The organism is Sphingomonas aliaeris (assembly GCF_016743815.1).
In the GTDB taxonomy this organism is placed as follows: Bacteria; Pseudomonadota; Alphaproteobacteria; order Sphingomonadales; family Sphingomonadaceae; genus Sphingomonas; species Sphingomonas aliaeris.
Genome location: NZ_CP061035.1, coordinates 2,975,571 through 2,997,311, shown reverse-complemented (window position 1 = coordinate 2,997,311; position 21,741 = coordinate 2,975,571). Strand labels below are relative to the sequence as shown.

Below are 21,741 nucleotides of genomic sequence, written 5' to 3'. Positions count from 1 at the left end.
AGTTGCGGACATTCCGCATCGGTCCGTTATAGACCCTCAGCGCATCGAGTCAGGCTCTGCACGATGTCAGCGATTTCCGGGTCGGTGAACTCTGCGACTGGATCGTCGCTTTTATCGGGCTTGCGATGAAACTCGCCCGCGTCGAAGGCTTCGTAAACGCTCCAGAAAAGTTTTGGCCAGGACGGCTGCGGATCGTTGAACTGCTTTTCGATCATCGTGCCATAAAGATCGTTTACTACCCGGTCGCAGAAATCGAATGAATACCGCCGTTCGTGGTAGCCGCGCGCCAACTCGGCACCAATATCATCATAGAGCTGCGTCTCGTCGTCCCTCGCTCCTGCCGTCCACCGATGGATATCCGCCTGTGAAGGTGATCGACCATCCTCGCAATAGCCGCGTTCAAGCTCAGCAATAATGTCGGCAGGACGAAGCATCTGACAATCATGTCCGATTGAACGCCCGCTTTCCACCAATATCGGTCGCCGCTATGTCCTACACGCCGGCAGACCGCTACGATCACTGTCGCTCTTTGACATTCCTCCGACACCCCGACGCCATCTGGCGCAAATACCTCAATACCGCGTGACCTTGTGTGAACTTCGGCCGCTCTCGCCGTATTCGACCCCGACACAGTGTGACCCTAGTGTGACCTTAGACAGCGTCGGCTATCGCCACGGGCACAGCGGAGCCTTGATGCTCCGCCCCCGCTCGCCTAGTCGCATCGTATCCCGAGGAGACATGCCATGAAGACCCGCGCCGCTGTAGCGTTCGAAGCGAAGAAGCCGCTGGAGATCGTCGAACTCGATCTGGAAGGGCCGAAGGCGGGCGAAGTCCTAGTCGAGATCATGGCGACCGGCATCTGCCACACAGATGCCTATACGCTGGACGGGCTGGATAGCGAGGGGCTGTTCCCGAGCGTGCTGGGACATGAAGGCGCGGGGATCGTCCGCGAAGTCGGCGCGGGCGTCACCAGCGTCGCGGTTGGGGATCACGTCATCCCGCTGTACACGCCGGAATGCCGCCAGTGTAAGTCGTGCCTGTCGGGAAAGACCAATTTGTGCACCGCGATCCGCGCGACGCAGGGCAAGGGGCTGATGCCCGACGGAACGACGCGGTTCAGCTATAAGGGCCAGCCGATCTTCCACTACATGGGCTGTTCGACCTTCTCGAACTTCACCGTCCTGCCCGAGATCGCGGTGGCCAAGATCCGGGAGGACGCGCCGTTCAAGACGAGCTGCTATGTCGGTTGCGGTGTGACGACCGGCGTCGGCGCGGTGGTCAACACCGCCAAGGTGCAGGTCGGCGACAATATCGTCGTCTTCGGTCTCGGCGGCATCGGCCTCAACGTGCTGCAGGGCGCCCGGATGGCGGGGGCGAACAAGATCATCGGCGTCGACATCAATCGGACCCGCGAGGAATGGGGGCGCCGCTTCGGCATGACCGACTTTATCGACGCGCGCGGCAAATCGCGCGAGGATACGATCGCGGAGATCCTGGCGCTGACCGATGGCGGCGCGGACTTCACGTTCGACTGCACCGGCAATACCGAAGTGATGCGCACCGCGCTGGAGGCCTGCCATCGCGGCTGGGGCACCAGCATCATCATCGGCGTGGCGGAGGCGGGGAAGGAAATTGCCACGCGTCCGTTCCAGCTCGTCACCGGCCGCAACTGGCGGGGTACCGCATTCGGCGGGGCGAAGGGCCGTACGGACGTTCCGAAGATCGTCGACTGGTACATGAACGGCAAGATCGAGATCGACCCGATGATCACCCACGTCCTCTCGCTGGAGGAGATCAACAAGGGTTTCGACCTGATGCATTCGGGCGAGAGCATCCGTTCGGTGGTGGTGTACTGATCAGGCTTTCCGGGCGGGGGCGGCGGCGCACGGGGATTACGACCGCTCCGGCATAAAGCGACTGCCATCCGGCACATCACCGCCGGTAGCCTCGGTCGGCGTGTAGGCTATGCTCGCGACATGACCGATCCCCAAAATCCACCCGAAGTCGCGACCTCCGCCGGAACGGTGCGCGGTTCGACGGCGAACGGCATCCGCACATTCCTTGGAATTCCCTACGCCGCGCCACCGGTCGGCCCGAACCGCTTCGACCTGCCGAAGCCGGTCGTTCCGTGGGACGGGACACGCGATGCGACACAGCCGGGGCCATGCGCGCCGCACCGCATCTCCCCCTTCCCAGCGCTCGATGCGGAGCCGCTGGTCGGCGACGGCGGGACGCGCGGCGACGATTATCTGACGCTCAACGTCTGGACGCCCGAGGACGCCGCGGGGCGGCCGGTGATGGTCTTCATCCACGGCGGCGGCTTCGTCATCGGCAGCAAGGACGCGCCGGTCAGCGACGGTACCAACTTCGCCCGGGACGGCATCGTCTGCGTCGCGATCAATTACCGTCTGGGTATCGAGGGGTTCCTGCCGATCCCGGGCGTTCCCACCAATCTCGGCTTGCGGGACATGATCGCGGCGCTGGAATGGGTCCGCGCGAACATCGCCGCCTTCGGTGGCGATCCGGCGAACGTCACCGTGTTCGGGGAATCGGCGGGTGCGATGGCGGTGGCCGATCTGGTCGCCTCCCCGTTGGCGCAGGGCCTGTTCGGTCGTGCGATCGTGCAAAGCGGGCATGGCCGGATGGTGCGCGACATGGACGTTGCCCAACGTCTCGTCACGCGGCTGGCCAAGGTCTTGAAGGTCGCGCCGACACGCGACGGTTTCGCTTCTCGCAGCACCGACGCGCTGCTCGATGCAGTGCAGGCCGTCTCCGCGCCGAAGGGCAAGATCGACCTGCGCGATGCGGATGGCGTAGATCCGGTGTTCGGTATCAGTCGCTTCATACCGGTGTTCGGCGACGACGTTCTGCCGGAAAAACCGGTCGATCTGTTCGCTCGCGGCATGGGCAAGGACGTGCAGGTCCTGATCGGCAGCAATGCCGAGGAGATGAACCTGTATTTCGTGCCGACCGGCGTCCGCCCGAAACTTTTCGGCCTGCTTGCCCGCTGGATCATCGGCAAGTCGCAGCCGAACGCCAGGGCGGTGATGAAGGCCTATGCCCGGCCCGGTGCCTCGGCCGGGGATACCTTCACGCGGGCCGTGACCGATCTGGTGTTCCGCTGGCCCGCCCGGCTCTACGCGGCGGCGCATCGGGGGCGGACGCACCTCTACGAATTCGACTGGCGATCGCCCGCCTGCGACGGAGAACTTGGTGCCTGTCACGGGATCGAGCTGCCCTTCGTATTCGACACCCTGTCTACCACCACGGGCGAACGCGGGCTGGCCGGAACCAACCCACCTCAAGACCTAGCGACGCGCGTTCACCGCCTCTGGGTGGATTTCGCCACCGACGGATCGCTGCCGTGGAAGCCGTTCGACACGGAGACGCGTCAGGTGTTCCAGCTGTCCGCCGACAAACCGATCCAGGAGGCGGTGATGCCCGCCGCCGCCTTCATCCGCTGAATCGAGGCCGGGCCCATGTATCTCGACCGCTTCCGCCTCGACGGCCGCGTCGCCTTCGTCACAGGGGGTGCACAGGGAATCGGATATTGCGCCGCTGAGGCGCTGTCCGAAGCCGGTGCCATCGTCACGATCGGCGACCGTGACGCAGCGGCGATCGAAACGGCGCGTGTCGGGCTCGCGGCGAAAGGTTATCCCGTTTCCGGCGTCGAACTGGACGTCACCGATTCCGCCCGTGTCACGCAGGTCGCGGATGATTTTGCCGCCGCCGCTGGCCGGATCGACATCCTCGTCAACAATGCGGGCATCGCCCGCAGCGAGACGGCGGCGGAGGACGTCGAGGACGAGCATTGGCTAAACGTCCTCGACGTCAATCTCAATGGGACGTTCTGGTGCGCCCGCGCCTTCGGCCGGCATATGCTGGCGGCGGGGTCCGGGGCGATCGTCAATGTCGGGTCGATGTCCGGCCTGATCGTCAACCGGCCCCAACCGCAAAGCTATTACAATGCGTCGAAGGCCGCCGTGCATCAGCTGACGCGCAGCCTTGCCGCGGAATGGGCGTCGCGCGGCGTTCGCGTTAACGCAGTCGCGCCGACCTACATCGCCACGCCACTCAACGCCTTCGCCGACAAGCAGGGCGAAATGTACAAACGATGGATCGACGGCACCCCGATGGCCCGGCTGGGCGATCCGGAGGAAGTCGCATCCCTAATCCTGTTTCTCGCATCCGATGCGGCGAGTTTGATGACGGGCAGCATCGTGCTGGCCGACGGGGGGTATAGTTGCTGGTGACCGATGGCATGACGATCGATACCGGCGCGCCGGTCCTGCCGGCTGCGACCGCAACACCACGTCCCTTGTGGTCGCTGCTGGCACTGACGCTGGCGATGGCGATCGGCTTCACGATGATGGGGTCGTTCGCGACCGTGCAGGAAAGCGTAAAGGCCGAATTGCGGCTCAGCGACGCGATGCTCGGCATCATCCACGGGGCCAGCGCGGCGGTCGCCCTGGTCGTGTGTTCGATCCCGATCGGGATGCTGGTTGATCGCTTCAAACGTGTCCGCGTGCTGATCGCGCTTGCCGCTTTATGGACCCTCGGGACGATCCTGACCGCAGTGGCGGAGGGTACGACGATGCTGTTCGTCGCACGGATGCTGACCGCGATCGGCACCACCGGCGCGCTGACGGCGGCACTTTCGCTAACCGCGGACCTATGTGCGCCGGCGCAACGGGGGCGGGCGCTGCTGCTCGTCAATCTCGGCAAGACGCTCGGGGTCGCGGCGGCGTTCGGACTCGGCGGCTGGCTTTTTGGCCGGTTCGCTGGCGGCATGATGCCCGCGATATTCGGCGGGACCTCGGCTTGGCGATCCACGCATATCGTCTTGGCCATTCTCAGCACCGTCCTGATCCTGCCCCTGCTCCTTCTCCGCGAACCTGCCCGGCAGGAAGTCGCGGCCGGAACGCATGCGCCGTTCAAGGTCGTTGCAGCCGAACTCTGGTCGCGGCGGGCGTTCCTGATCCCGCTGTTCGTCGGTCAAGTATCCGTCGTGATGGCGGATAACGCCGCGATCGTCTGGGCCGCGCCGGTGTTGCAACGCCAATACGGCCTCCAACCCGGCGACTTCGCCGGCTGGATGGGTAGCTTGATCTTCGTGACGGGTGTGGGCGGCGCAGTTCTCGGCGGGTTCGCAGCAGACATCGGGCAACGCAGCGGCATGCGCGGCGGGCTGCTGCTCGGGGCCGTGATTGCGGCGGTGCTCGGCATCCCGGCCGCCCTGTTCCCGATCAGCCCCAACGTGCCCGGCTTTGCGGTTGCTCTGGGCCTGTTGACGTTAAGCGGTGCAGTTACGGGATTGATCACCTCCGTCGCGCTGACCGTGCTGATCCCGAACGAACTGCGCGGCCTATGTATCGGTGCCTTTATCGCGATCGCCGGGCTGATCGGCTTCGGTATCGCGCCTTCGCTGGTGACCTGGGTCAGCGCGGTTCTTGGCGGGGAGTCGCAGCTTGGGCCGGCCCTCGCGATCGTCGGGGTCGGTGTTTCAGTCGTGTCCGTCTTCGCCTTCTCGCTGGCGATGCGCCGCGCACCCGTAAGCGCGACAAGACCTATCGGATAGGTGTTGCAATAGCTTTCCGATAGGTGCATCACATCTCCCAAGGCCATCAGAGCCATTGGAGATATGGGATGCATGCAGCGGAATTGACCTTCGTTTCGCCCGAAATGTCGGCTTTGGTGGGGCAAGGGGCGACCGATCGCACAGCGATCCCATCGGATGCCGCGGTTCTGGTATACGCATTCGGAGGCGTCGGTACGGCGGCGACTGTGCGAGTCGTTGCCGACAGCATGAGTGAGATTGTCGGCGATCCCGAAGAGGGGCCGGAAAGCCTTTCGATCATCGTGCAACGCGCCGCGCTTGTTCGTCTGTTCGGCTGGTCGCCAAGGGCATCTGATGGCGCACGGTTCCACCTGACATCGGAATTGCGCGCAATCGCCGTCGCGCTGCGCGATTGCCCGATGGAAGGTGCTGCACGTCAGCCTTACCGTCTGGCGAAGAGCATCGAACTGCTTTGCGAAACAGCACGCCTGCTCGTTTCCGCGTCCCTGGTGCCAGTCGCGGCGGAGGGTGCCATGTCGCTCGCCGACAGCCGCCGGCTGGTCGATGCGCGCCGTATCATCGACGAACGATGGTCGGAAAAGCTGACGCTCGACGGGCTGGCGCGGGCGTGCGGCATCAATCGGGCGAAACTGACGCGCGGCTTTCGTGACCTGTATCACTGCTCGATCGCCGAAGCGCTGGCGGAACGGCGGCTGGGCGAGGCGAGCCGGCGGCTTCTGACCACCGACTTGCCGGTATCGAAGATCGGCTACGACAGCGGCTATCTCAACAATGCCAGCTTCGCCCGGGCGTTCGGCCGCCGCTTCGGCGTATCGCCAAGCGAATATCGCGGTCGCCGGCTCGCAGCCTGACGATACTTTACGGCTGTGGCGCAAGGCCATATCCGTGCACGATGCAATCTTGGGGAAAAGACGTGTCCGAAACCATGAGTGCGGGGGGATCGCTGGTCCGGCGCGCGATGGACGCGGTACATGCCCATATCGTCGATCACAAGTTGCGCGTCGGCGATGCGTTGCCGGGCGAAGCGCATTTCGCGACCGAATTAGGCGTCAGCCGCGCCGTGATGCGCGAAGCGTTCGGCGCGATGGCTGCGCTGAAGCTGATCGACGTTGCCAATGGCCGGCGCGCGCGGGTGGGCGCGATCGATGGGTCGGTCATGGCCGCGTCGATGAGTCATGCGATCAGCACGGACCAGGTCAGCGTGTCCGACATCTGGGACGTGCGTCGCACGCTGGAAGTCAGGACCGCCGCGCTGGCCGCGCTGAACCGTACGGAAAAGGAAGCGGCGCGCATCGCCGAACTGGCGGAATTGATGGCGGTCGAGACGGACGACATGCCCGCCATCACGCGGCACGACATTGAATTTCACGCCGCCATCGCCCGGGCCGGCCGCAACGCGTTGTTCGTACAGATCGTAGCATCGTTCGCACCGCTGATGCAGATCGCCGTGCCCGCCGCCTGGGCGACGCGGACGCGAGACGAGGATCGCAGCGAAACGATCGCGCGGCATCGTGCGATTGCGGTGGCGATCGTGGAAGGTGACGAAGATGCCGCACGGAGGGCTATGGAGGCGCATTTCGATGCGGCGATTGGCGTTAACTTGCGGGAATTGAGTCGGGGACGGCCTGAGGTTCGGGCCGCTTAGGCAGCAGTTACCGTTCCGCGATCGACGATTATCGTTCGATCGCACCGGGCGATGCTCTCCGCACGATGCGATATCATCAGAATCGTCGGTCGCGGGTCGAGCGATCTCAGGCGGTCCAGCAACGCCGCTTCCCCCTCCGCATCGATCGCGTTCGCCGCTTCGTCGAGGATGAGCAGCCGGGGCAGGCGGATCAGCGCGCGTGCCAGCCCGATCCGCTGACGCTCGCCCCCCGACAGCATCGCGCCGCGTTCGCCGATGACGGTGTCCAATCCATCCGGCAACTTCGCGATCAAGTCCTCCGCCCCCGCGAGCCGGATCGCGGCCGCGATCCGTGCGTCATCGACGCGGTCGTCGTGCCAGAGAAGGTTGCGCCGGACGGTGTCGTGAAACAGGAACCCGTCCTGCGGGACATAGGCGATGCCGTCGCGCCAGCCGCGCAGCATCGCGGCATCGACCAGCGTCCCACCGATCCGCATCTCGCCCGATTGCGGCGTCAACAGTCCAATGAGCAGGTCGATCAGTGTCGTCTTGCCCGCGCCGGACGGACCGCCGATCCCGATGAATTCGCCTGGCGAGATGGCCAGCGACGCGTGTTTGACGCCGCCGCCGCCGGGATGGAGGTAGCTGACGTCGCAAAGCTCGACCGGTCCGGGCGGAGGCGGGGAAGCGAGGGGGGCGGGGCCGTCCTGGACCGTCAGTTCCGCCTCCATCTGCCGTACGGCTTCGAAGCTCGGCAGGCTGAAGAAGAAGTTCTGCGTCATCATCTGCACCTGCTGCGCAGGCCCCGCCATGCGCACGAAGATCAGGATCAGCGCGATCAGAACCGGTGCGGACATGCCGTAGGCGACGCCGCCGAACACCACGGCAGCGCCGGCCACCGACGATGCCAGTGCGAAAACCGAGCGCGACCGCGACGATCGGCGGGCATAGACGAGTTGCCGATCCTTTAGCGCGGACTGGATCGCGGCGAATTCGGCGACGAACGACTGCTGTGCGTTCTGCGCGGCGGCGGTCTTCAACCCGCCGAGAAAGGTCGCCGCGCTGCCCATCATCGCCTGATTCTGACGGACGACATCGCCGCCCAGATCGCGTGTTCGCCCGGACGCACCGATCACCGCCAGCCCGCCGACCGTCAACGCGAAGATCGCCACGGCGGCGAAAGCGGGGGCGAGGCTGAAGGCCAAGGCCGCCTGTACGATCAGCATCACCAAAGCGACGCTGCCCTGGATGAGGAATTGCGCGCTGGCCCCGGCGCGCTGCATCTCCGTTCCGATAAGGTTGGTGATGCGGGCATGACGCAGCGAGACGATCCGGCTCCACGGGGCAGCCGCCAGCGTTGCAAGCAGATGGTTGCGCAACGTCTCGACGAAGCCACCCTGCAACCGCGCCAAGGCCAGATCGCGTGTGTAGAGGATCGCCCCCGCAACGCGGCAACGATCAGGAAAAGCGAAAGCAATACGCCCAGTTGCGCAATCGGCGTGACCGCCCCGAACCCTTCCAACGTGTTCCCCAGCCACGCCCGCAGCGGCGATGCGGTTCCGTCGGACAGGACGACGCCCAGGATCGGGATGAGCAGGACGATCGTCGCACCTTCCAGCAGCACACCCGCGCCGACCAGCGCGACCGCCGCGATCCCGCGCCACCCCGCATGGTCCGAGAACACCCATAGGAAAGCGCCGGCAGAGCGCACCGCAGACCCGCCGCCGCGCGCCTTCTTCGTATCCGTCCCAATATCTCCGCCGCCCATCGTCAAGCTATAGGCGCGGCGCGGCGCTTGGCAAAATGCGAGGCTGTGCGTTAGGCCGATGGCGAGCGATCCGTTCGCCTGCAGGAGCAATAATGACCGCCAGACCCCGCCGCAGCGCCCTGTTCATGCCCGCGTCCAATGCCCGCGCGATCGAGAAGGCCAAGGGCCTCGACTGCGATGTCGTGATCCTGGACCTGGAGGATGCGGTGGCGCCCGAGCTGAAGGCCGAGGCGCGCGCGGCGGCAGTCGCGGCGGTCGCGACCGGCGGTTTCGGCACACGCGAACTGGTCGTGCGAGTCAACGGGCTGGATACGGAATGGGGCGCGGACGATTGCGCCGCGATCGCACGGGCGGCGCCCGACGCCATCCTGCTTCCCAAGATATCGACCCCGGCGGATCTGGCCATCGCGCGCGCGGAAGTGGGCCGGACGGTGCCGTTATGGGCGATGATCGAGACCTGCACCGCCGTCATCCATATCGGTGCGCTGACCGGGGCGGCGGCGGAGTTCGGCCTGTCCTGCCTGATCGCCGGTACGAACGACCTCGCCAAGGAAATGCGGTGCCGCCCCGATGCGGCGCGGACGGCCCTGGTGCCGGCGCTGGCGACGATCGTGATGGCGGGACGGTCGAATGGCCTGGTCGTCCTGGACGGCGTCTGCAACATCCTGGACGACGGCCCCGTTCTGGCGGACGAATGCGGGCAGGGGGCGATGCTCGGCTTCGACGGCAAGACGTTGATCCACCCGGCACAGATCGCCGCGGCCAACCGGGCGTTCGGCGCGAGCGATGCGGAACGCGCTTGGGCCGAAGCGGTGATCGCCGCGTTCGCTCAACCCGAAAATGCCGATCGTGGCGCGATCCGCGTCAATGGCGAGATGGTCGAGCGGCTGCATCTCGCGCAGGCGGAGCGTATTTTGGGCTGAAGCAAGAGGAAGCGACGCCGATCCACCCAGACCGTTCGTGCCGAGCCTGTCGAAGCACCTGTCCCGGGCTGCCCGCCCTTCGACACGCTCAGGACAAACATTAGGCCGTAAACTCATAAGCTCGAATGTCGTGTTTTGGTGGTTAGCTGCCGTCCGCTGGCGACCGCACTGATGCGCCTCTTCGCGGTCGCAAACGGATCGCGCCCCAAGCCACACCCGCCGCGAGGAGCCAGTAGATGACGAGGTTCATGCCCAAGCCAGATAATAGGTAGGCTTGAACACTCATCGGCAAGGTGGTGCGACCGGAAGGATATCCATAGCATTCCGTCCACTCGCCTCGCCAGAACGACAGCACAAGACGGTCAGTGGAAGCCTTCTTGAACGACTGATCGCAATCGTCTGGGATTTTGGGTGATGATAATATCAGAAGGCCAGCATCGCCTGTATTTCACGAACCGCCGAGTTCGGTTGCAGGTAGCTTCCCATTCTTGTCGATGTAAGCTGCGGCGGCTTTGAACTGCTGGTAGTAAGCACGGTTTTTGGCGGCTTGCGAAGGAAGCATGAGTGGCATGGTTCCGCCGACGAACGCGCAGAACACCGCGACGAGGCCAAGCAGTAAGCAGAAAATTATTCGCATACATCGGCTCCTCCGCTTAGGGATGCCCTCTGCAGCGGATGTCTGCAACTGGGCGTTAGCGGAATGTCCGCTTTCGGGAGTGCGATCAACCACACGGAGCGTCCGATTGTGGTGGTTAGCGGTCAATAGGCGACGATGGAGACGATCATGAATACAAAAAGATTAAGATGACCGCGTAGGTTGCGGCCACGCCCCAAAACCATACTGGCGTGACAATGCGACTTTCCGATCCACCGCGAGCCGGTATCCGTCCCGTGAACAGACCAACAAACAGAAACCAACCAAACATCAGCTGCAACATCAGGAAGGCGGTTCCCCCAATGAACGCCCGCCATTCATGCGGAAGCCAACCGAGGACTACCCACGGGAACGCAGCCACCGCGAGCATTGCTGCTAAGAGCGCAAGCCTCTTTGAACCCGTCCAGTCCCACCAGATCATGGGCTTCAATAGGCCATCTTACCTAATGTCCGCAATTGAGCGCTGACGGCCTTTCCGCCTTCGGGATCACGATCGGTAAAGCTGACTGGCCGATTGTGGTGGATATTCGTCGATCACTTTGTCCTGTGCTGACTAGTAAGCGGAAGGATATATCGCGTCGGGCGCGAGCGGCGTTGCGCCAATCTCTGTCCAAAGAAAGTCCACGCGAATTTCAGTCACCCTGCCGTCTTTCAAACCGGGTCCCCGAACAACGATTAGGCCTCCCTGGTGCCCCCAGCAACCGACATCCACCGAATCTACGCCCTGCAAAGGTGCAAGAATGTTCTTTATTGCTTGCCGGTCCGCGGGCGAACTGGAGCGGCCCATGCCCTGAACGGTGAAAGATTTGTTAGTCGAATCTTCAAAAGAATTAGCCGATATACGACCGACCTTCGGACACACGCTCGACACTCGAAGCGACCTTTCAGTTGGAAAAACCCAACCCTCATTGACTGTTGGCAAAGATGGCGGGACTGACGCCAAAGGAACCGACTGAAACAATATCGCCCACAGCATCGACCACTCCTTTGCTCCGTGGACTCGATTACGTGGCGGATCCGGTGGCCGACCGCAATTGGGCGTTTCCGGCCCGTTCGCTTTAAGCAGTGCCCTCGATCGCGCCAAACGTCCGATCGTGGCGGCAAGCAGACGCTAGAACGCCTTAATGAGGATCGCCGCGAGAAGCAGCGCGGTTGCCGCGAGAAGTGCTAAGCAGCCCGGCACAAACCAGTCGCGTGGGGCAGTCCAGGGCAACCCGATGTAAGCGATAAGTCCGTCGACGGTGGTCGGCAGTGAACCCGCCTCTTCCGCCGCGCTTAAAATCGCCCGCCCATCCTGTGCCACGCGCTTACGAGCCTCCAGAGCGGTTTCCGCGAGCGACATCAACCAAGTCACAACAATGGCGGGGCCTTCGGCACATTCCTCCCGAGAGGCGACTGTCACGAGGCCATTATCCTCAGCCGTAAGCACAAGCCGGACGCCGCTCGCGGTAAAGGCGTGACCTTCGCCATTCTTCACCCACCAGTATTCGAGGGCTTCGCAAGCATCTCCGATGCTACGGTAGAGCGAGACGTCGCCGGGAAGCCGCTCCTCCTTGCTCTCGTTGACGATCACGATCTCGTCCAGCCAGTTCCTCGGGTCGTCCATTCGTGCAGGCTAAGCGACTTTCGCGATGTCCGCTATTGGGCGCAAACGGTCGTTCGCTTTTATGGGTTCACGACCTGGAAGTGGACCGACCTTAAGGCATCCTGCTATTAAGCCTCCGATCAGGAAAAGAAGAACCCGATCAGCAGTTTGACGTTCAGCACGATGACGATCGCGGCGATCACACAGGCGGCGATCTTCAGCCACCACGGATTGGCGAAAACGCCCATCTGCCCGCGGTCGCCCGTGAAGCGGACCAGCGGCACGATCGCGAAGGGCAATTGCAGGCTCAGCACGACCTGGCTCAGCACCAGCAATTCGGTCGCGCCTTCCGCGCCTTTCATGCCGACGACGATCACGGCGGGAATGATCGCCAGCAACCGCGTGACCATCCGCCGCAGCCACAGAGGCAGGCGCAGGTTGAGGAACCCTTCCGCGACGATCTGACCCGCCAGCGTTCCCGTCACGGTCGAATTCTGGCCCGATGCGAGCAATGCGATTGCGAAGACCACGCTGGCCATTCCTGCGCCGAGCGTGGGCGAAAGGAGCCGATACGCCTGATCGATCTCCGCGACATCGGTCCGGCCGTTCACATGGAAGGCGGCAGCGGCGAGGATCAGGATCGCCGCATTGATGAACAGAGCGAGGAACAGGGCCACGGTGCTGTCGATCGTCGCATGGCGCACGGCGTCGCGCTTGCCCGCTTCGTCCCGGTCGAAGGCGCGCGTCTGCACGATCGAGGAATGAAGATACAGGTTATGCGGCATCACCGTCGCGCCGAGTATTCCGATCGCGATGTACAGCATGGCCGGATTGGTGACGATCTCGGCGCGCGGGATCAGCCCGGCGGCAATCCCGGCGATGCTGGGCTGTGCGATGGCGAGTTCGAATGCGAAGCAGCCTGCAATGACGATCAGCAATGCGACGATGAACGCTTCCAGCTTGCGGAAGCCGAAGCGTTGCAGCGCGAGGATCAGCATGACGTCGAACGCGGTCAGGCACACGCCGGCGATCAGCGGCATGCCGAACAGCAATTGCAACGCGATCGCGGTGCCGAGCACTTCGGCGAGATCGCAGGCGATGATCGCCAGTTCGCATAGCAGCCACAGCATGAAATTGACCGGACGGCTGTAATTGCGACGGCACGCCTGTGCGAGATCGTGTCCGGTGACGATGCCGAGTTTCGCGGACAAGGATTGCAGCACCATCGCCATGATGTTCGAAATCAGGATGACCGACAGTAATGTGTATCCGAATGCCGATCCCCCCGCGAGGTCGGTCGCCCAGTTGCCCGGATCCATATAGCCGACCGCGACCATATAGCCGGGGCCGGCAAACGCACCGATCTTGCCCCAGAACCGTCCCTTGCCGGTCGGCACGCGCACCGATCGATAGCTTTCGGCAAGCGAGGGGCGGTGACCTTGCGGATCCATGTAATCTGAGGCGGTTGGCGGCGGAGACATCGCCTTTCCCCTCTCGTAACCATCCCGTGCCGTCAATCGCGAACCGCAGTCGCGCGCGAAAGTGTCGTTATTTCGCCATCATGCGCTGCCAGGGATCGGCTGCGCCGCTGCGGGGTGCGGCGTTTTGGGGAAGTTCGATGCGCAGATTGGTCAGTGCGATAGCCTTGTCGTCGGTCGCGCTCGTCCCGGCAGCGCAGGCCGCGCAGCCGGTCGCCGGGCGGTGGATCACCCAGAACAAGAAGGCGATGATCCAGATCGAACCGTGCGGACACGGGATGATGTGCGGCCGTATCATCAAGCTGCTGCCGGCCGCCGATTACGGCAAGACGGTCGACGAGCGGAACAACGATCCGAAGCAGCGTCACCGCCCGCTGGTCGGCCTGCCGCTGCTGCTGAACTTCACCGATGGGGGTGAGAAGTGGCACGGCAATCTCTACGATCCGCAGTCGGGCGACACCTATACGGCGACGCTCGACCGCTATCCCGACGGCGCGTTGAAGATCCGCGGCTGCTTCTTTATCATCTGCAAGACGCAACGCTGGCCCAAGGCGGACTGAAGAGGGCTCAGGGTCGGAGGGCGGATCGGTCAGATCACCTTCATGTCGCTGCCATAATGGTGCCACGTGAACACCGCCGCCGCCCCGCGATGCGGACGCCACGCCTCCGCCACCTCGCGGGTCAATTTTTCCGATGGCCGTACGTCATGGCCCAGGATGCGCCCGATCTCGATCTGCACGGCGAGGTCGCCCGCGGGCCAGATATCCGGACGGCCTTCGGCGAAGAGCAGATACACTTCCGCCGACCAGCGCCCGATGCCCTTGACCGCGACCAGTGCCTTGATTGCGTCCTCGTCGTCCTGCGGGAGATTGGCGAGATCGAGCCGGCCGCTCGTCACTTCGTCCGCCAGACTGCGGGCATAGCCTGCCTTTTGTCGCGAGAGACCGGCGGCGCGGAGTTGTTCGTCGCTGAGCTGCGCGATGCTGGCGGGATCGGTCAGGTCGCCGGCGATGCCTTCCAGCTTGTTCCACACCGCCTGCGCCGATTGCGTGCTGACCTGCTGCCCCAGGATCGTGCGCAGCAAGGTGGCGAAGCCGCGCGGATTGATGCGCGGCAGCGGATATCCGACGCGTGCCAGCGCGGCGGCGAAGGCGGGTTCGGCGGCGCACAAGGCGTCGATCGACGTTCGCAACTGTTCGGCGTTCAGGCCCATGCGGGATATCCTTGATCGGTGCAGCATCGCACGGCATGGCGGATGGAGAAACGTTGCCGGGAGACTAGAATGCCTAAGCTTATCGTCGTGACGCGTGAAGGTGAAGAACGCGAGATCGATGGCCAGACGGGCCTGTCGGTGATGGAAGTGATCCGGGATGCCGGCATCGACGAGATTCTGGCGCTGTGCGGTGGGTGCTGTTCCTGCGCGACCTGCCATGTGCATATCGACCCGGAATTTGCGGCCAAACTGCCGAAGATGAGCGAAGACGAGAATGATCTGCTCGATTCGTCCAGCGAGCGCGACGCGAATTCGCGCCTGTCGTGCCAGGTGCAGATGACCGACGATCTGGACGGGCTGCGCGTCACGATCGCCGCGGAGGACTGACGGAGGGGGCGGGTTGGCCCGTGGCCCGCCCGCGCCGTCACCCCCGGATCTTCACGCCCGCGTCGTCACCGCATACAGTGCGATGGCGGCGGCGTTCGAGACGTTGAGGCTCTCCACCTTGTGCGAGATCGGCAGCTTGGCGAGTTCGTCGCAATGCGCGGCGGTGTTGTGCCGCATGCCTTCGCCTTCCGCGCCTAGCACCAAAGCGATGCGCGCCTGTTGACCGATCGCCTTGTCCAGCGTCTGCGTCGCTTCGCCAGCGAGGCCAACGCGCCAATAGCCCGCTTCCGCAATCTCATCGAGCGCGCGGGCGAGATTGACGACGCGGACCCACGGCACGACTTCCAGTGCGCCGGAGGCCGACCGTGCGATCGTCCCGGATTCGGGCGGCGCGTGGCGATCCGGCGTGATGATGCCAAGCGCGTCGAACGCCGCCGCCGAGCGCAGGATCGCGCCGACATTGTGCGGGTCGGTCACCTGATCGAGCACCAGCAGGGGCCGGTTGTCGTCCGCGCCCTGCTGCAACAGGTCGCCCAGCCAGATATCCTCCAGCGGATCGACTTCCGCCACCAGCCCCTGATGCGGGGCGTCGCCTGGCACCATGCGACCAAGATCCGCGACGTCGGCAAAGACGATCGGCACGACGGGCGGGATTTCGAGCTGGCTCATCGCTTCGCGCGTCGCCCAGATCTTGCGTACGACGCGTTCGGGATTGGCGAGCGCGGCGATGACCGCATGCCGCCCCCAGAAACGCGGGCGGCCATTGCCGGCTTGCGAGGGGCGGTGTCCTTTGCGGGCCATCGATCGATCTCTTCAACTATGCTGTTCTGTCACCGGCCTGCGGATACGGGCCGTCGGATCGCCGTCCTTAGGCTTTCGACCGCGGGAAAGGAAGGACGGCGCGTCTTTCCCACGGTTAAAGCGCCGATCGCACAGAACGGACGTTGACAGGGGCTCCCCGTCTTGGCAGGGGACCGCCTCGCTTTTTGGCGGCCCAACTGGACAGGTGGCCGAGTGGTTAAAGGCAGCAGACTGTAAATCTGCCCGTGCAAGCGTACGCTGGTTCGAATCCAGCCCTGTCCACCAAGGCTCCATCCGGCGGCTTCCGATATTGCTCGAGAACGTCTATATAACCCGCAGAAACGCGCGGGTTTGATCGTCCAGCATTGTCCGACACGATCCGGCCCAAGCGTACCCCCTGTCGGGGTATCGGCGGGGGTAGGCTCAGGACCGGGGGTAGCGGATACCCCCATGCGGGGTAGCATGCTGACGGATACGCAAGCGAAGAAGGCCAAGGGCGGCGAGAAGCCCTACAAGCTGGCCGATGCCGGCGGGCTGTTCCTACTGGTGTCGACCACCGGGAATCGGTCGTGGCGCATGAAGTACCGGTTCGCCGGGAAGGAGAAGCTGCTGACGTTCGGAATATACCCCGACGTGTCGCTGATCCAAGCGCGCGAGAAGCGAGAGAAGGCGAAGGCGATCCTGCGCGACGGTCGCGATCCTGCCGTTGAGAAAAAGCAGGAAGCGGCAGCGCGGACGCTCGGCGCCTGGAACACATTCGAAGCCTGCGCACGTGCGTGGCACGAACTGAACAGGCCGCGATGGAGTGCTGTGCACGCTGGCAACGTGATCGTCAGCCTCGAGAACGATCTCTTCCCGTCGATCGGCGCGATGCCGATCAAGGATATCACGGAGGCGTTGCTTCTGGAGGCGTTGCGGAAGGTCGAGCGGCGCGGGGCGATCGAGACTGCACACCGTATCCGCCAGCGCGCGTCCGACGTGTTCGCCTATGCGGCGGCGGGCGGGATGCGGTCCGGCGATCCGGCCGCGGTGGTCAAGTCGCTCCTGAAGCCGAAGCCGAAGGCGACGAAGCAGCCGGCGCTGACCAACCTGGTCGAATGCCGCCAGTTGATCGCAGACGTCGAAGCTGAGAACGCCAGCCCCATCACGAAGCTGGCGAACCGGCTGATCGCGCTGACCGCCGTCCGATCGGCCGTGCAGCGGCATTGCCGATGGACCGAACTGGAGGGGCTGGAAAGCGAGAACCCGATCTGGCGCGTTCCGCCGGGCACGATGAAGCTGGCCCTCCGTCTGAAGGACGATATCGAGTTCGAACATATCGTGCCGCTTTCCCGGCAGGCGGTCGAGGCAATCGAAGCCGTGCGCCCCCTGACGGGGCACCTGCCGTTCCTCTTTCCGAACGATCGCCACGCCCACCGGCCGATGTCCGAGAACGCCGTCCGTGCGCTGATCATCCGCGCGAACGGTGCCATCTATAAGCACCGGCATTGCGCGCATGGCTGGCGATCGTCGTTCTCGTCGGTGATGAACGAATGGCGTCGCCGCGAAGGCCGTCCCGACGACCGGGAAGTCATCAACCTGATGCTGGCGCACGTTGCCGAAGATAAGGTCGAGGGTGCCTACAACCGGGCGGCTCATATGGAGCGTCGTCGCGAGCTGGCGCAGGTCTGGGCCAACTTGATCCTGAACGATGCACCGCCTGCGGTAAGCCTGCTCGACGGCAAGCGAAATTGAAGCGGTTTTTCCGGCAGTTATAATAGGTTATGGTAGGGTCCGATAATCGCAGTATTTTCCGGGGATGCCAAACTATCAGTTCATCACCGTCGAGAACGGAGTGCCGACATCCGGCGCTGTATTTGAGATGCCGAATCACAAGCAAGCTGGCGAGACGCTAAAGCAGTTTGCGGGCGAGATGCTTAAAGAGCGCGACATAGACGTCTTCGATACGGATATCTCTGTCGAGCTAACTACCGAGGACGGGATGATTCTGTATTCGATCTCGATCTTCGGCGCGGTGGCGCCCTCGATGCCACGGTTCTAAAATCATGCCCCCCACTCCGACCCTTCCGGGTCGGGGGTAGAACCCGTCCGTCCAGGCCGGCGGCTGCTCGCGCTGGACGGGTAGGGTAGGGGCACCGCCGCCGAACCTGATGCGGACATAGGCGGCGGCGGTTAGCCCCTGAAACACCGCGACGAACTCTTCGCCGGCCGCCAGCTTCGATCCGATCCAAGGCGCGCGCTCCGCGGTCAGGTAGCCAATCTGGACGCCGCGCTCGGTGAAGACCGCCACCGCGTTGTCGTCATGCTTGTTCTTCGGCTCGCGGTGCAGGTGGATCGGATCGCCGGGAGCGCATAGCTCGACCTCGAACCGCCGGTTGCCACCGTCCGCATTCTCGTAGTTGATGCCGACCACGGCAAGGCTCAGTTCGCGATCGTCCATCCGATTTGCTCAAGGCTGGTGAATGCGCTCTGTCAAAAAGAACATCCCGTGCAGCGTGGTAACCAGCACGCTACTCGCGATCGCCGAATAGATAATGATACCGAGCGCACGAGCGATTGCCCATGCGCCCCCATAGCCGTCCGCGACGAGGCTCTCTTTCCATGACAGTAGAGTAGGCGTTGCTGCCGCTAGCGCGAGGGAAACGACACAGAGACCAAACGACAGGAGAACAAGATAGGCGAACAGGTAGGAGAGAAACTGCCGACGGCTAAGATCGATGGTGGATTTGCCGCCGCCGACCCGCACACCGATGCGTGCTGGCGGGTTAGGCATCACGGCGTCCATATTGAGGCCGCTGAACGTCGCAACGGCTGCCAGCCCGGCGAAAAAGAACCCCGGGAGCGTCGAGATCACGCTCAAGCTCGCGGCGACAAGCCCGTCTTTCCCTAACAGCGTGGGAGGGCTTGGAAGAAAGATCATCACCCCGCTGACCACCAGGGTGCAGACTAACGGTATCGTTCGCGTATACCAGTGCATGTCAGGATGCTTGATCGCCCGGTAGGCCAGGCCTCTGCTGAGCTCGTAGCCGATCATATTGCTACCTTATATGCTCCGTTCGGCGATTAGAAGCGGCAACACGCGCGTGACGAAATGGCGAACCACCTGTCGAGCCGACTGCGCCATCGGGGGTTGATATTTACCACGTCGAAAGACTGGAAATACATCTCATTGAGCGGCGAGCCGGTCGCAGTGTCGACCTCTAAGCTTACCGTTTTTTTCCGAGCAGGTAGTTTGATCCCGATCTGCGCGGAGGGATAGGTGCCCGCTTCCGCTGCCAAAGCTCGACGGACATCACCCCAGATGTTGGCGGTAAGGTGCCCCTGATCGATTTCGAGCCGAAGTGTGGCTTCCTTTTGCGTGATAAAAGGCACGCCACCTACCGGGGTGTGCGGCACAGCGCGCTTCAGTACAATTCCGGTCAACCTTCCGTTCTGAACATCGTCAGCCAGACGTTGCGAGGGGCGACCATCGATCTCCAATCGCGGCAAACATCTCTCCATCGCAACCTTGCCCGCACGGGTCCGCTGACCGCCCGGGTGGGGATAGCTAAACGATGTTGGGTCTTCATCGTATTCGTCGTGGATAAGTCGATTCAAAAACCGGCGGATCGTTGTCACACTGATGCCCGCCGCTTTTTCAATGATGCAGGTGTAGCGATTCGGAATCGCGGCTTCAGGTGCCAAGGAGAGGAAGATGTGGACTCCAGTTTCGCCGCCCTCGGCCGCGCCTTTCGCGTGCGCGGTGAATGTGTCGCTGAGGATATCGCTGTAAACTGACTCGGCCGAATGTTTGTCTGAGTGGCGGACCAGCAAGGTCGCAGTTTGGTCCCCGGCCCCGAGAACAATCGGGGCAAGCGTAAGATTTATATCACCCCCTCGATCGGCAATGTTGCGCGACCGGCGACCCGCCGCCGTTCAAGTATGTGGATGAGATCAATTAAATCTGGGAGGACCGCAGCCTTACGCGCGGTAGTTACATCAAAATTATAGACGAATACCTGCCGAAAATTTGCTTTCATAACGCCCCTGCGAATCACTCGCCGGGAGGCTACACACAAATGATGATATGGCGAGTCGCCGAAGCGACGCGCCCGCTTGAGCGCTCCTCGTAGATCGGATCCAGACGACTTATATTAGGCGGATGGTACGAGACATCTTTACGCGCCGCCTGTCGATCGACGAGATGATCGAACAGAACAAGGCGCCGCGCGAGCGGTTGGACGGGCTCGTGACGATGCACCGAGAGACCTATGCGGCCCTGTCCCGGCTGATCGACCGGGATGAGGGATACCTCCAGCGGTACGTCTCGCGGGGCGTGCCCAACAGCCTGCGACGGGAAGAGATCGCGCTGCTGTCGCGGTATTTCCGGGTGCCGCCTGAGGATCTGGGCGGCACGCCGACGAAGCCAGCCACCTAACCCGGCAGCGGGAAATTCGAGATCAGCAGCTCGCCGACGCGCTTACCCGATCCCGCCGCCGACGAGATCGTATAGGTCGTCTCGACGTCGACCTGGTGGAAGGCGGCGAACCGGATGCGAATAAATGCGGAAGCGACCGCCAAGCCTTATAGTACCAAAACGAACTCTTCGGCACCGTTATTCCAAGATCGTTTGTAAGACTGTCGCCAGGGCTTACACATCGCCAACCGGCCAACTAAAAAACGTCGGAGATACGCCGATGGCATAATAATTGCTTGTAAAGCAAATCGAAATAGGGGGAGGCAACTATGAGATTTTCTACATCGAATTTGCACGCGATCCGCGGGCTACTGACGCTATCTGTCGCATCGACCTTGTTCGTGAGCGAGGCATCAAGCGCTCAAAATTACGCCCAAACTGCGGTCAAAAATCAGATCGGTCACATCACTAACCGACAGGATATAATACAAAGTTCGGTGACGGGTACGATTTATAACTACGACGGAGTTATCACCTCGGACAGTGATTTCCGGCCTAGCCTCCTACTGGAGTCGAGAGTTGCCCAGGACGACTATGCGGTGTCATATGCAAATTTAGCGTCCGGTAAAATTGGGGCCTTTGTATCGACGTCGGGTAATGCAGATGGAAGCCAGAACGGCGGTAGTACCGCGTTCGCTTCGTATCAGGATCTCCTTACATTCAATGTTGCAGGAGCAGATGACGATACCGTCACCGAGCTAAAATACAGAATAACCCTTCATGGAGTTGCGACACTTGGTAGTGGGACGTTATTTGGGTTAAGAAATCAACTCGGGTTTTCGTCGTTCGTGTATAACGGAAGCCGTCCGAGCAATATCACTTATTATCAAACCAATTTTTCAGATTTAAAATATACCGTCGGTGTCGATTCCGCGTATTTCGATGTCACAAGCAATATCACTGGGAAAAGCTACACTCAAACCTTTCTGCTCGCTCTAGAGGTTTTAGCTGTACCTGGCAATATCGCGGATTATCTCCACACGGCATCGATCAAATTTGATTTGCCGCAGGAAGTTACGATGTCGTCATCATCGGGCATTTTTCTTACCGCGACTGATATAGGCAGTGTACCAGAAACTGCCACCTGGGGAATGATGATTGCCGGTTTCGGCATTATGGGAGCAGCGATGCGCACGCGTCGCCGCAGCGCGAAGGTCTCGTTCGCCTAAAGCTTTCCTGCGGGAAGCGCTAAGCCGCTGGCCGAAAGGCTGGCGGCTTTTTGCTTCCGGACGGGCGTTGAGTGAGGGCAGAAGCAGGCCTCGTGCACTTCGGC

General features: G+C 62.7%; 25 protein-coding genes and 1 tRNA gene. 14 read left to right on the top strand and 12 right to left on the bottom strand.

The genetic code is table 11. The features are described from left to right. Positions 1-26: 26 nt before the first annotated feature. Complete coding sequence (locus H5J25_RS14110) at positions 27-434, bottom strand: hypothetical protein (protein WP_202092009.1); 408 nt, start codon at positions 432-434, stop codon at positions 27-29. Positions 435-743: 309 nt separating this feature from the next. Here H5J25_RS14110 and H5J25_RS14105 point away from each other — a divergent pair, with 309 nt between their 5' ends. The 6 genes from H5J25_RS14105 to H5J25_RS14080 all read left to right on the top strand — a co-directional run bounded on the left by H5J25_RS14105 (position 744) and on the right by H5J25_RS14080 (position 7,223). Next, complete coding sequence (locus H5J25_RS14105) at positions 744-1,856, top strand: S-(hydroxymethyl)glutathione dehydrogenase/class III alcohol dehydrogenase (protein ID WP_202092007.1); 1,113 nt, start codon at positions 744-746, stop codon at positions 1,854-1,856. Between the two features lie 120 nt (positions 1,857-1,976). Continuing rightward, on the top strand, positions 1,977-3,464 hold the full coding sequence (locus H5J25_RS14100; RefSeq protein WP_202092000.1) for a carboxylesterase/lipase family protein: 1,488 nt from the start codon (positions 1,977-1,979) through the stop codon (positions 3,462-3,464). Between the two features lie 15 nt (positions 3,465-3,479). Beyond that, entirely contained in the window at positions 3,480-4,253 is a 774-nt protein-coding gene (locus H5J25_RS14095) for an SDR family NAD(P)-dependent oxidoreductase (protein ID WP_202091998.1), read from the top strand. Continuing rightward, on the top strand, positions 4,250-5,578 hold the full coding sequence (locus H5J25_RS14090; protein WP_225883530.1) for an MFS transporter: 1,329 nt from the start codon (positions 4,250-4,252) through the stop codon (positions 5,576-5,578). The genes H5J25_RS14095 and H5J25_RS14090 overlap by 4 nt, the downstream gene beginning before the upstream one ends. Before the next feature lie 227 nt (positions 5,579-5,805). After that, positions 5,806-6,429, top strand: coding sequence for a helix-turn-helix transcriptional regulator (locus H5J25_RS14085; protein ID WP_202091996.1), 624 nt, complete (start codon positions 5,806-5,808; stop codon positions 6,427-6,429). Between the two features lie 62 nt (positions 6,430-6,491). Continuing rightward, complete coding sequence (locus H5J25_RS14080) at positions 6,492-7,223, top strand: FadR/GntR family transcriptional regulator (RefSeq protein WP_225883130.1); 732 nt, start codon at positions 6,492-6,494, stop codon at positions 7,221-7,223. Here H5J25_RS14080 and H5J25_RS14075 read toward each other — a convergent pair. After that, on the bottom strand, positions 7,220-8,614 hold the full coding sequence (locus H5J25_RS14075; protein ID WP_202091994.1) for an ATP-binding cassette domain-containing protein: 1,395 nt from the start codon (positions 8,612-8,614) through the stop codon (positions 7,220-7,222). The two genes, H5J25_RS14080 and H5J25_RS14075, sit on opposite strands and share 4 nt — an antisense overlap. Before the next feature lie 448 nt (positions 8,615-9,062). On the opposite strand from H5J25_RS14075, the gene H5J25_RS14070 reads away from it, so the two are divergent. After that, positions 9,063-9,893, top strand: a complete 831-nt coding sequence (locus tag H5J25_RS14070) for an HpcH/HpaI aldolase/citrate lyase family protein (RefSeq protein ID WP_202091993.1) — start codon at positions 9,063-9,065, stop codon at positions 9,891-9,893. Positions 9,894-10,341: 448 nt separating this feature from the next. On the opposite strand, the gene H5J25_RS14065 is transcribed toward H5J25_RS14070, so the two are convergent. From H5J25_RS14065 to H5J25_RS14050, 4 genes are all read right to left on the bottom strand, one after another. Further along, a complete protein-coding gene (locus tag H5J25_RS14065) occupies positions 10,342-10,530 on the bottom strand; it encodes a hypothetical protein (protein WP_202091992.1) in 189 nt (62 codons plus the stop codon). Positions 10,531-10,675: 145 nt separating this feature from the next. Next, positions 10,676-10,969, bottom strand: coding sequence for a hypothetical protein (locus H5J25_RS14060; RefSeq protein WP_202091991.1), 294 nt, complete (start codon positions 10,967-10,969; stop codon positions 10,676-10,678). A 690-nt stretch (positions 10,970-11,659) separates the two neighbouring features. Beyond that, positions 11,660-12,154, bottom strand: coding sequence for a hypothetical protein (locus H5J25_RS14055; protein ID WP_202091989.1), 495 nt, complete (start codon positions 12,152-12,154; stop codon positions 11,660-11,662). Between the two features lie 119 nt (positions 12,155-12,273). Further along, the gene (locus tag H5J25_RS14050; protein ID WP_202091987.1) at positions 12,274-13,614 is read right to left on the bottom strand and encodes an Nramp family divalent metal transporter; all 1,341 of its coding nucleotides are present in this window, start codon (positions 13,612-13,614) and stop codon (positions 12,274-12,276) included. Positions 13,615-13,751: 137 nt separating this feature from the next. On the opposite strand from H5J25_RS14050, the gene H5J25_RS14045 reads away from it, so the two are divergent. After that, a complete protein-coding gene (locus H5J25_RS14045) occupies positions 13,752-14,171 on the top strand; it encodes a DUF2147 domain-containing protein (protein ID WP_202091981.1) in 420 nt (139 codons plus the stop codon). A gap of 29 nt (positions 14,172-14,200) precedes the next feature. On the opposite strand, the gene H5J25_RS14040 is transcribed toward H5J25_RS14045, so the two are convergent. After that, the gene (locus tag H5J25_RS14040) at positions 14,201-14,824 is read right to left on the bottom strand and encodes a DNA-3-methyladenine glycosylase family protein (RefSeq protein WP_202091979.1); all 624 of its coding nucleotides are present in this window, start codon (positions 14,822-14,824) and stop codon (positions 14,201-14,203) included. A 69-nt stretch (positions 14,825-14,893) separates the two neighbouring features. On the opposite strand from H5J25_RS14040, the gene H5J25_RS14035 reads away from it, so the two are divergent. Continuing rightward, on the top strand, positions 14,894-15,211 hold the full coding sequence (locus H5J25_RS14035; RefSeq protein WP_202091977.1) for a 2Fe-2S iron-sulfur cluster-binding protein: 318 nt from the start codon (positions 14,894-14,896) through the stop codon (positions 15,209-15,211). A 51-nt stretch (positions 15,212-15,262) separates the two neighbouring features. On the opposite strand, the gene rlmB is transcribed toward H5J25_RS14035, so the two are convergent. Next, on the bottom strand, positions 15,263-16,012 hold the full coding sequence (rlmB, locus tag H5J25_RS14030; RefSeq protein WP_202091975.1) for a 23S rRNA (guanosine(2251)-2'-O)-methyltransferase RlmB: 750 nt from the start codon (positions 16,010-16,012) through the stop codon (positions 15,263-15,265). A 199-nt stretch (positions 16,013-16,211) separates the two neighbouring features. Here rlmB and H5J25_RS14025 point away from each other — a divergent pair. The 3 genes from H5J25_RS14025 (at position 16,212) to H5J25_RS21695 (ending at position 18,053) form a co-directional block, all read left to right on the top strand. Further along, a tRNA-Tyr gene (locus H5J25_RS14025) sits at positions 16,212-16,297 on the top strand. A 165-nt stretch (positions 16,298-16,462) separates the two neighbouring features. Beyond that, on the top strand, positions 16,463-17,746 hold the full coding sequence (locus tag H5J25_RS14020) for a tyrosine-type recombinase/integrase (RefSeq protein ID WP_225883129.1): 1,284 nt from the start codon (positions 16,463-16,465) through the stop codon (positions 17,744-17,746). Positions 17,747-17,810: 64 nt separating this feature from the next. Next, positions 17,811-18,053, top strand: a complete 243-nt coding sequence (locus tag H5J25_RS21695; RefSeq protein WP_202091973.1) for a DUF6894 family protein — start codon at positions 17,811-17,813, stop codon at positions 18,051-18,053. Here H5J25_RS21695 and H5J25_RS14010 read toward each other — a convergent pair. From H5J25_RS14010 to H5J25_RS14000, 3 genes are read right to left on the bottom strand one after another with little or no spacing between them, the layout of a single operon-like run. Further along, complete coding sequence (locus tag H5J25_RS14010) at positions 17,976-18,452, bottom strand: HIRAN domain-containing protein (RefSeq protein ID WP_225883128.1); 477 nt, start codon at positions 18,450-18,452, stop codon at positions 17,976-17,978. The two genes, H5J25_RS21695 and H5J25_RS14010, sit on opposite strands and share 78 nt — an antisense overlap. Positions 18,453-18,461: 9 nt before the next feature. Next, positions 18,462-19,046, bottom strand: coding sequence for a hypothetical protein (locus H5J25_RS14005; protein WP_202091971.1), 585 nt, complete (start codon positions 19,044-19,046; stop codon positions 18,462-18,464). A gap of 29 nt (positions 19,047-19,075) precedes the next feature. After that, positions 19,076-19,825, bottom strand: coding sequence for a hypothetical protein (locus H5J25_RS14000; protein WP_202091970.1), 750 nt, complete (start codon positions 19,823-19,825; stop codon positions 19,076-19,078). Between the two features lie 328 nt (positions 19,826-20,153). On the opposite strand from H5J25_RS14000, the gene H5J25_RS13995 reads away from it, so the two are divergent. Continuing rightward, entirely contained in the window at positions 20,154-20,429 is a 276-nt protein-coding gene (locus H5J25_RS13995) for a hypothetical protein (RefSeq protein WP_202091968.1), read from the top strand. On the opposite strand, the gene H5J25_RS13990 is transcribed toward H5J25_RS13995, so the two are convergent. After that, positions 20,426-20,572: a hypothetical protein gene (locus H5J25_RS13990; protein ID WP_202091967.1), complete on the bottom strand. Its 147-nt coding sequence runs from the start codon at positions 20,570-20,572 to the stop codon at positions 20,426-20,428. The two genes, H5J25_RS13995 and H5J25_RS13990, sit on opposite strands and share 4 nt — an antisense overlap. Before the next feature lie 237 nt (positions 20,573-20,809). On the opposite strand from H5J25_RS13990, the gene H5J25_RS20795 reads away from it, so the two are divergent. Next, complete coding sequence (locus H5J25_RS20795) at positions 20,810-21,637, top strand: PEPxxWA-CTERM sorting domain-containing protein (protein ID WP_225883127.1); 828 nt, start codon at positions 20,810-20,812, stop codon at positions 21,635-21,637. Positions 21,638-21,741: the final 104 nt, after the last annotated feature.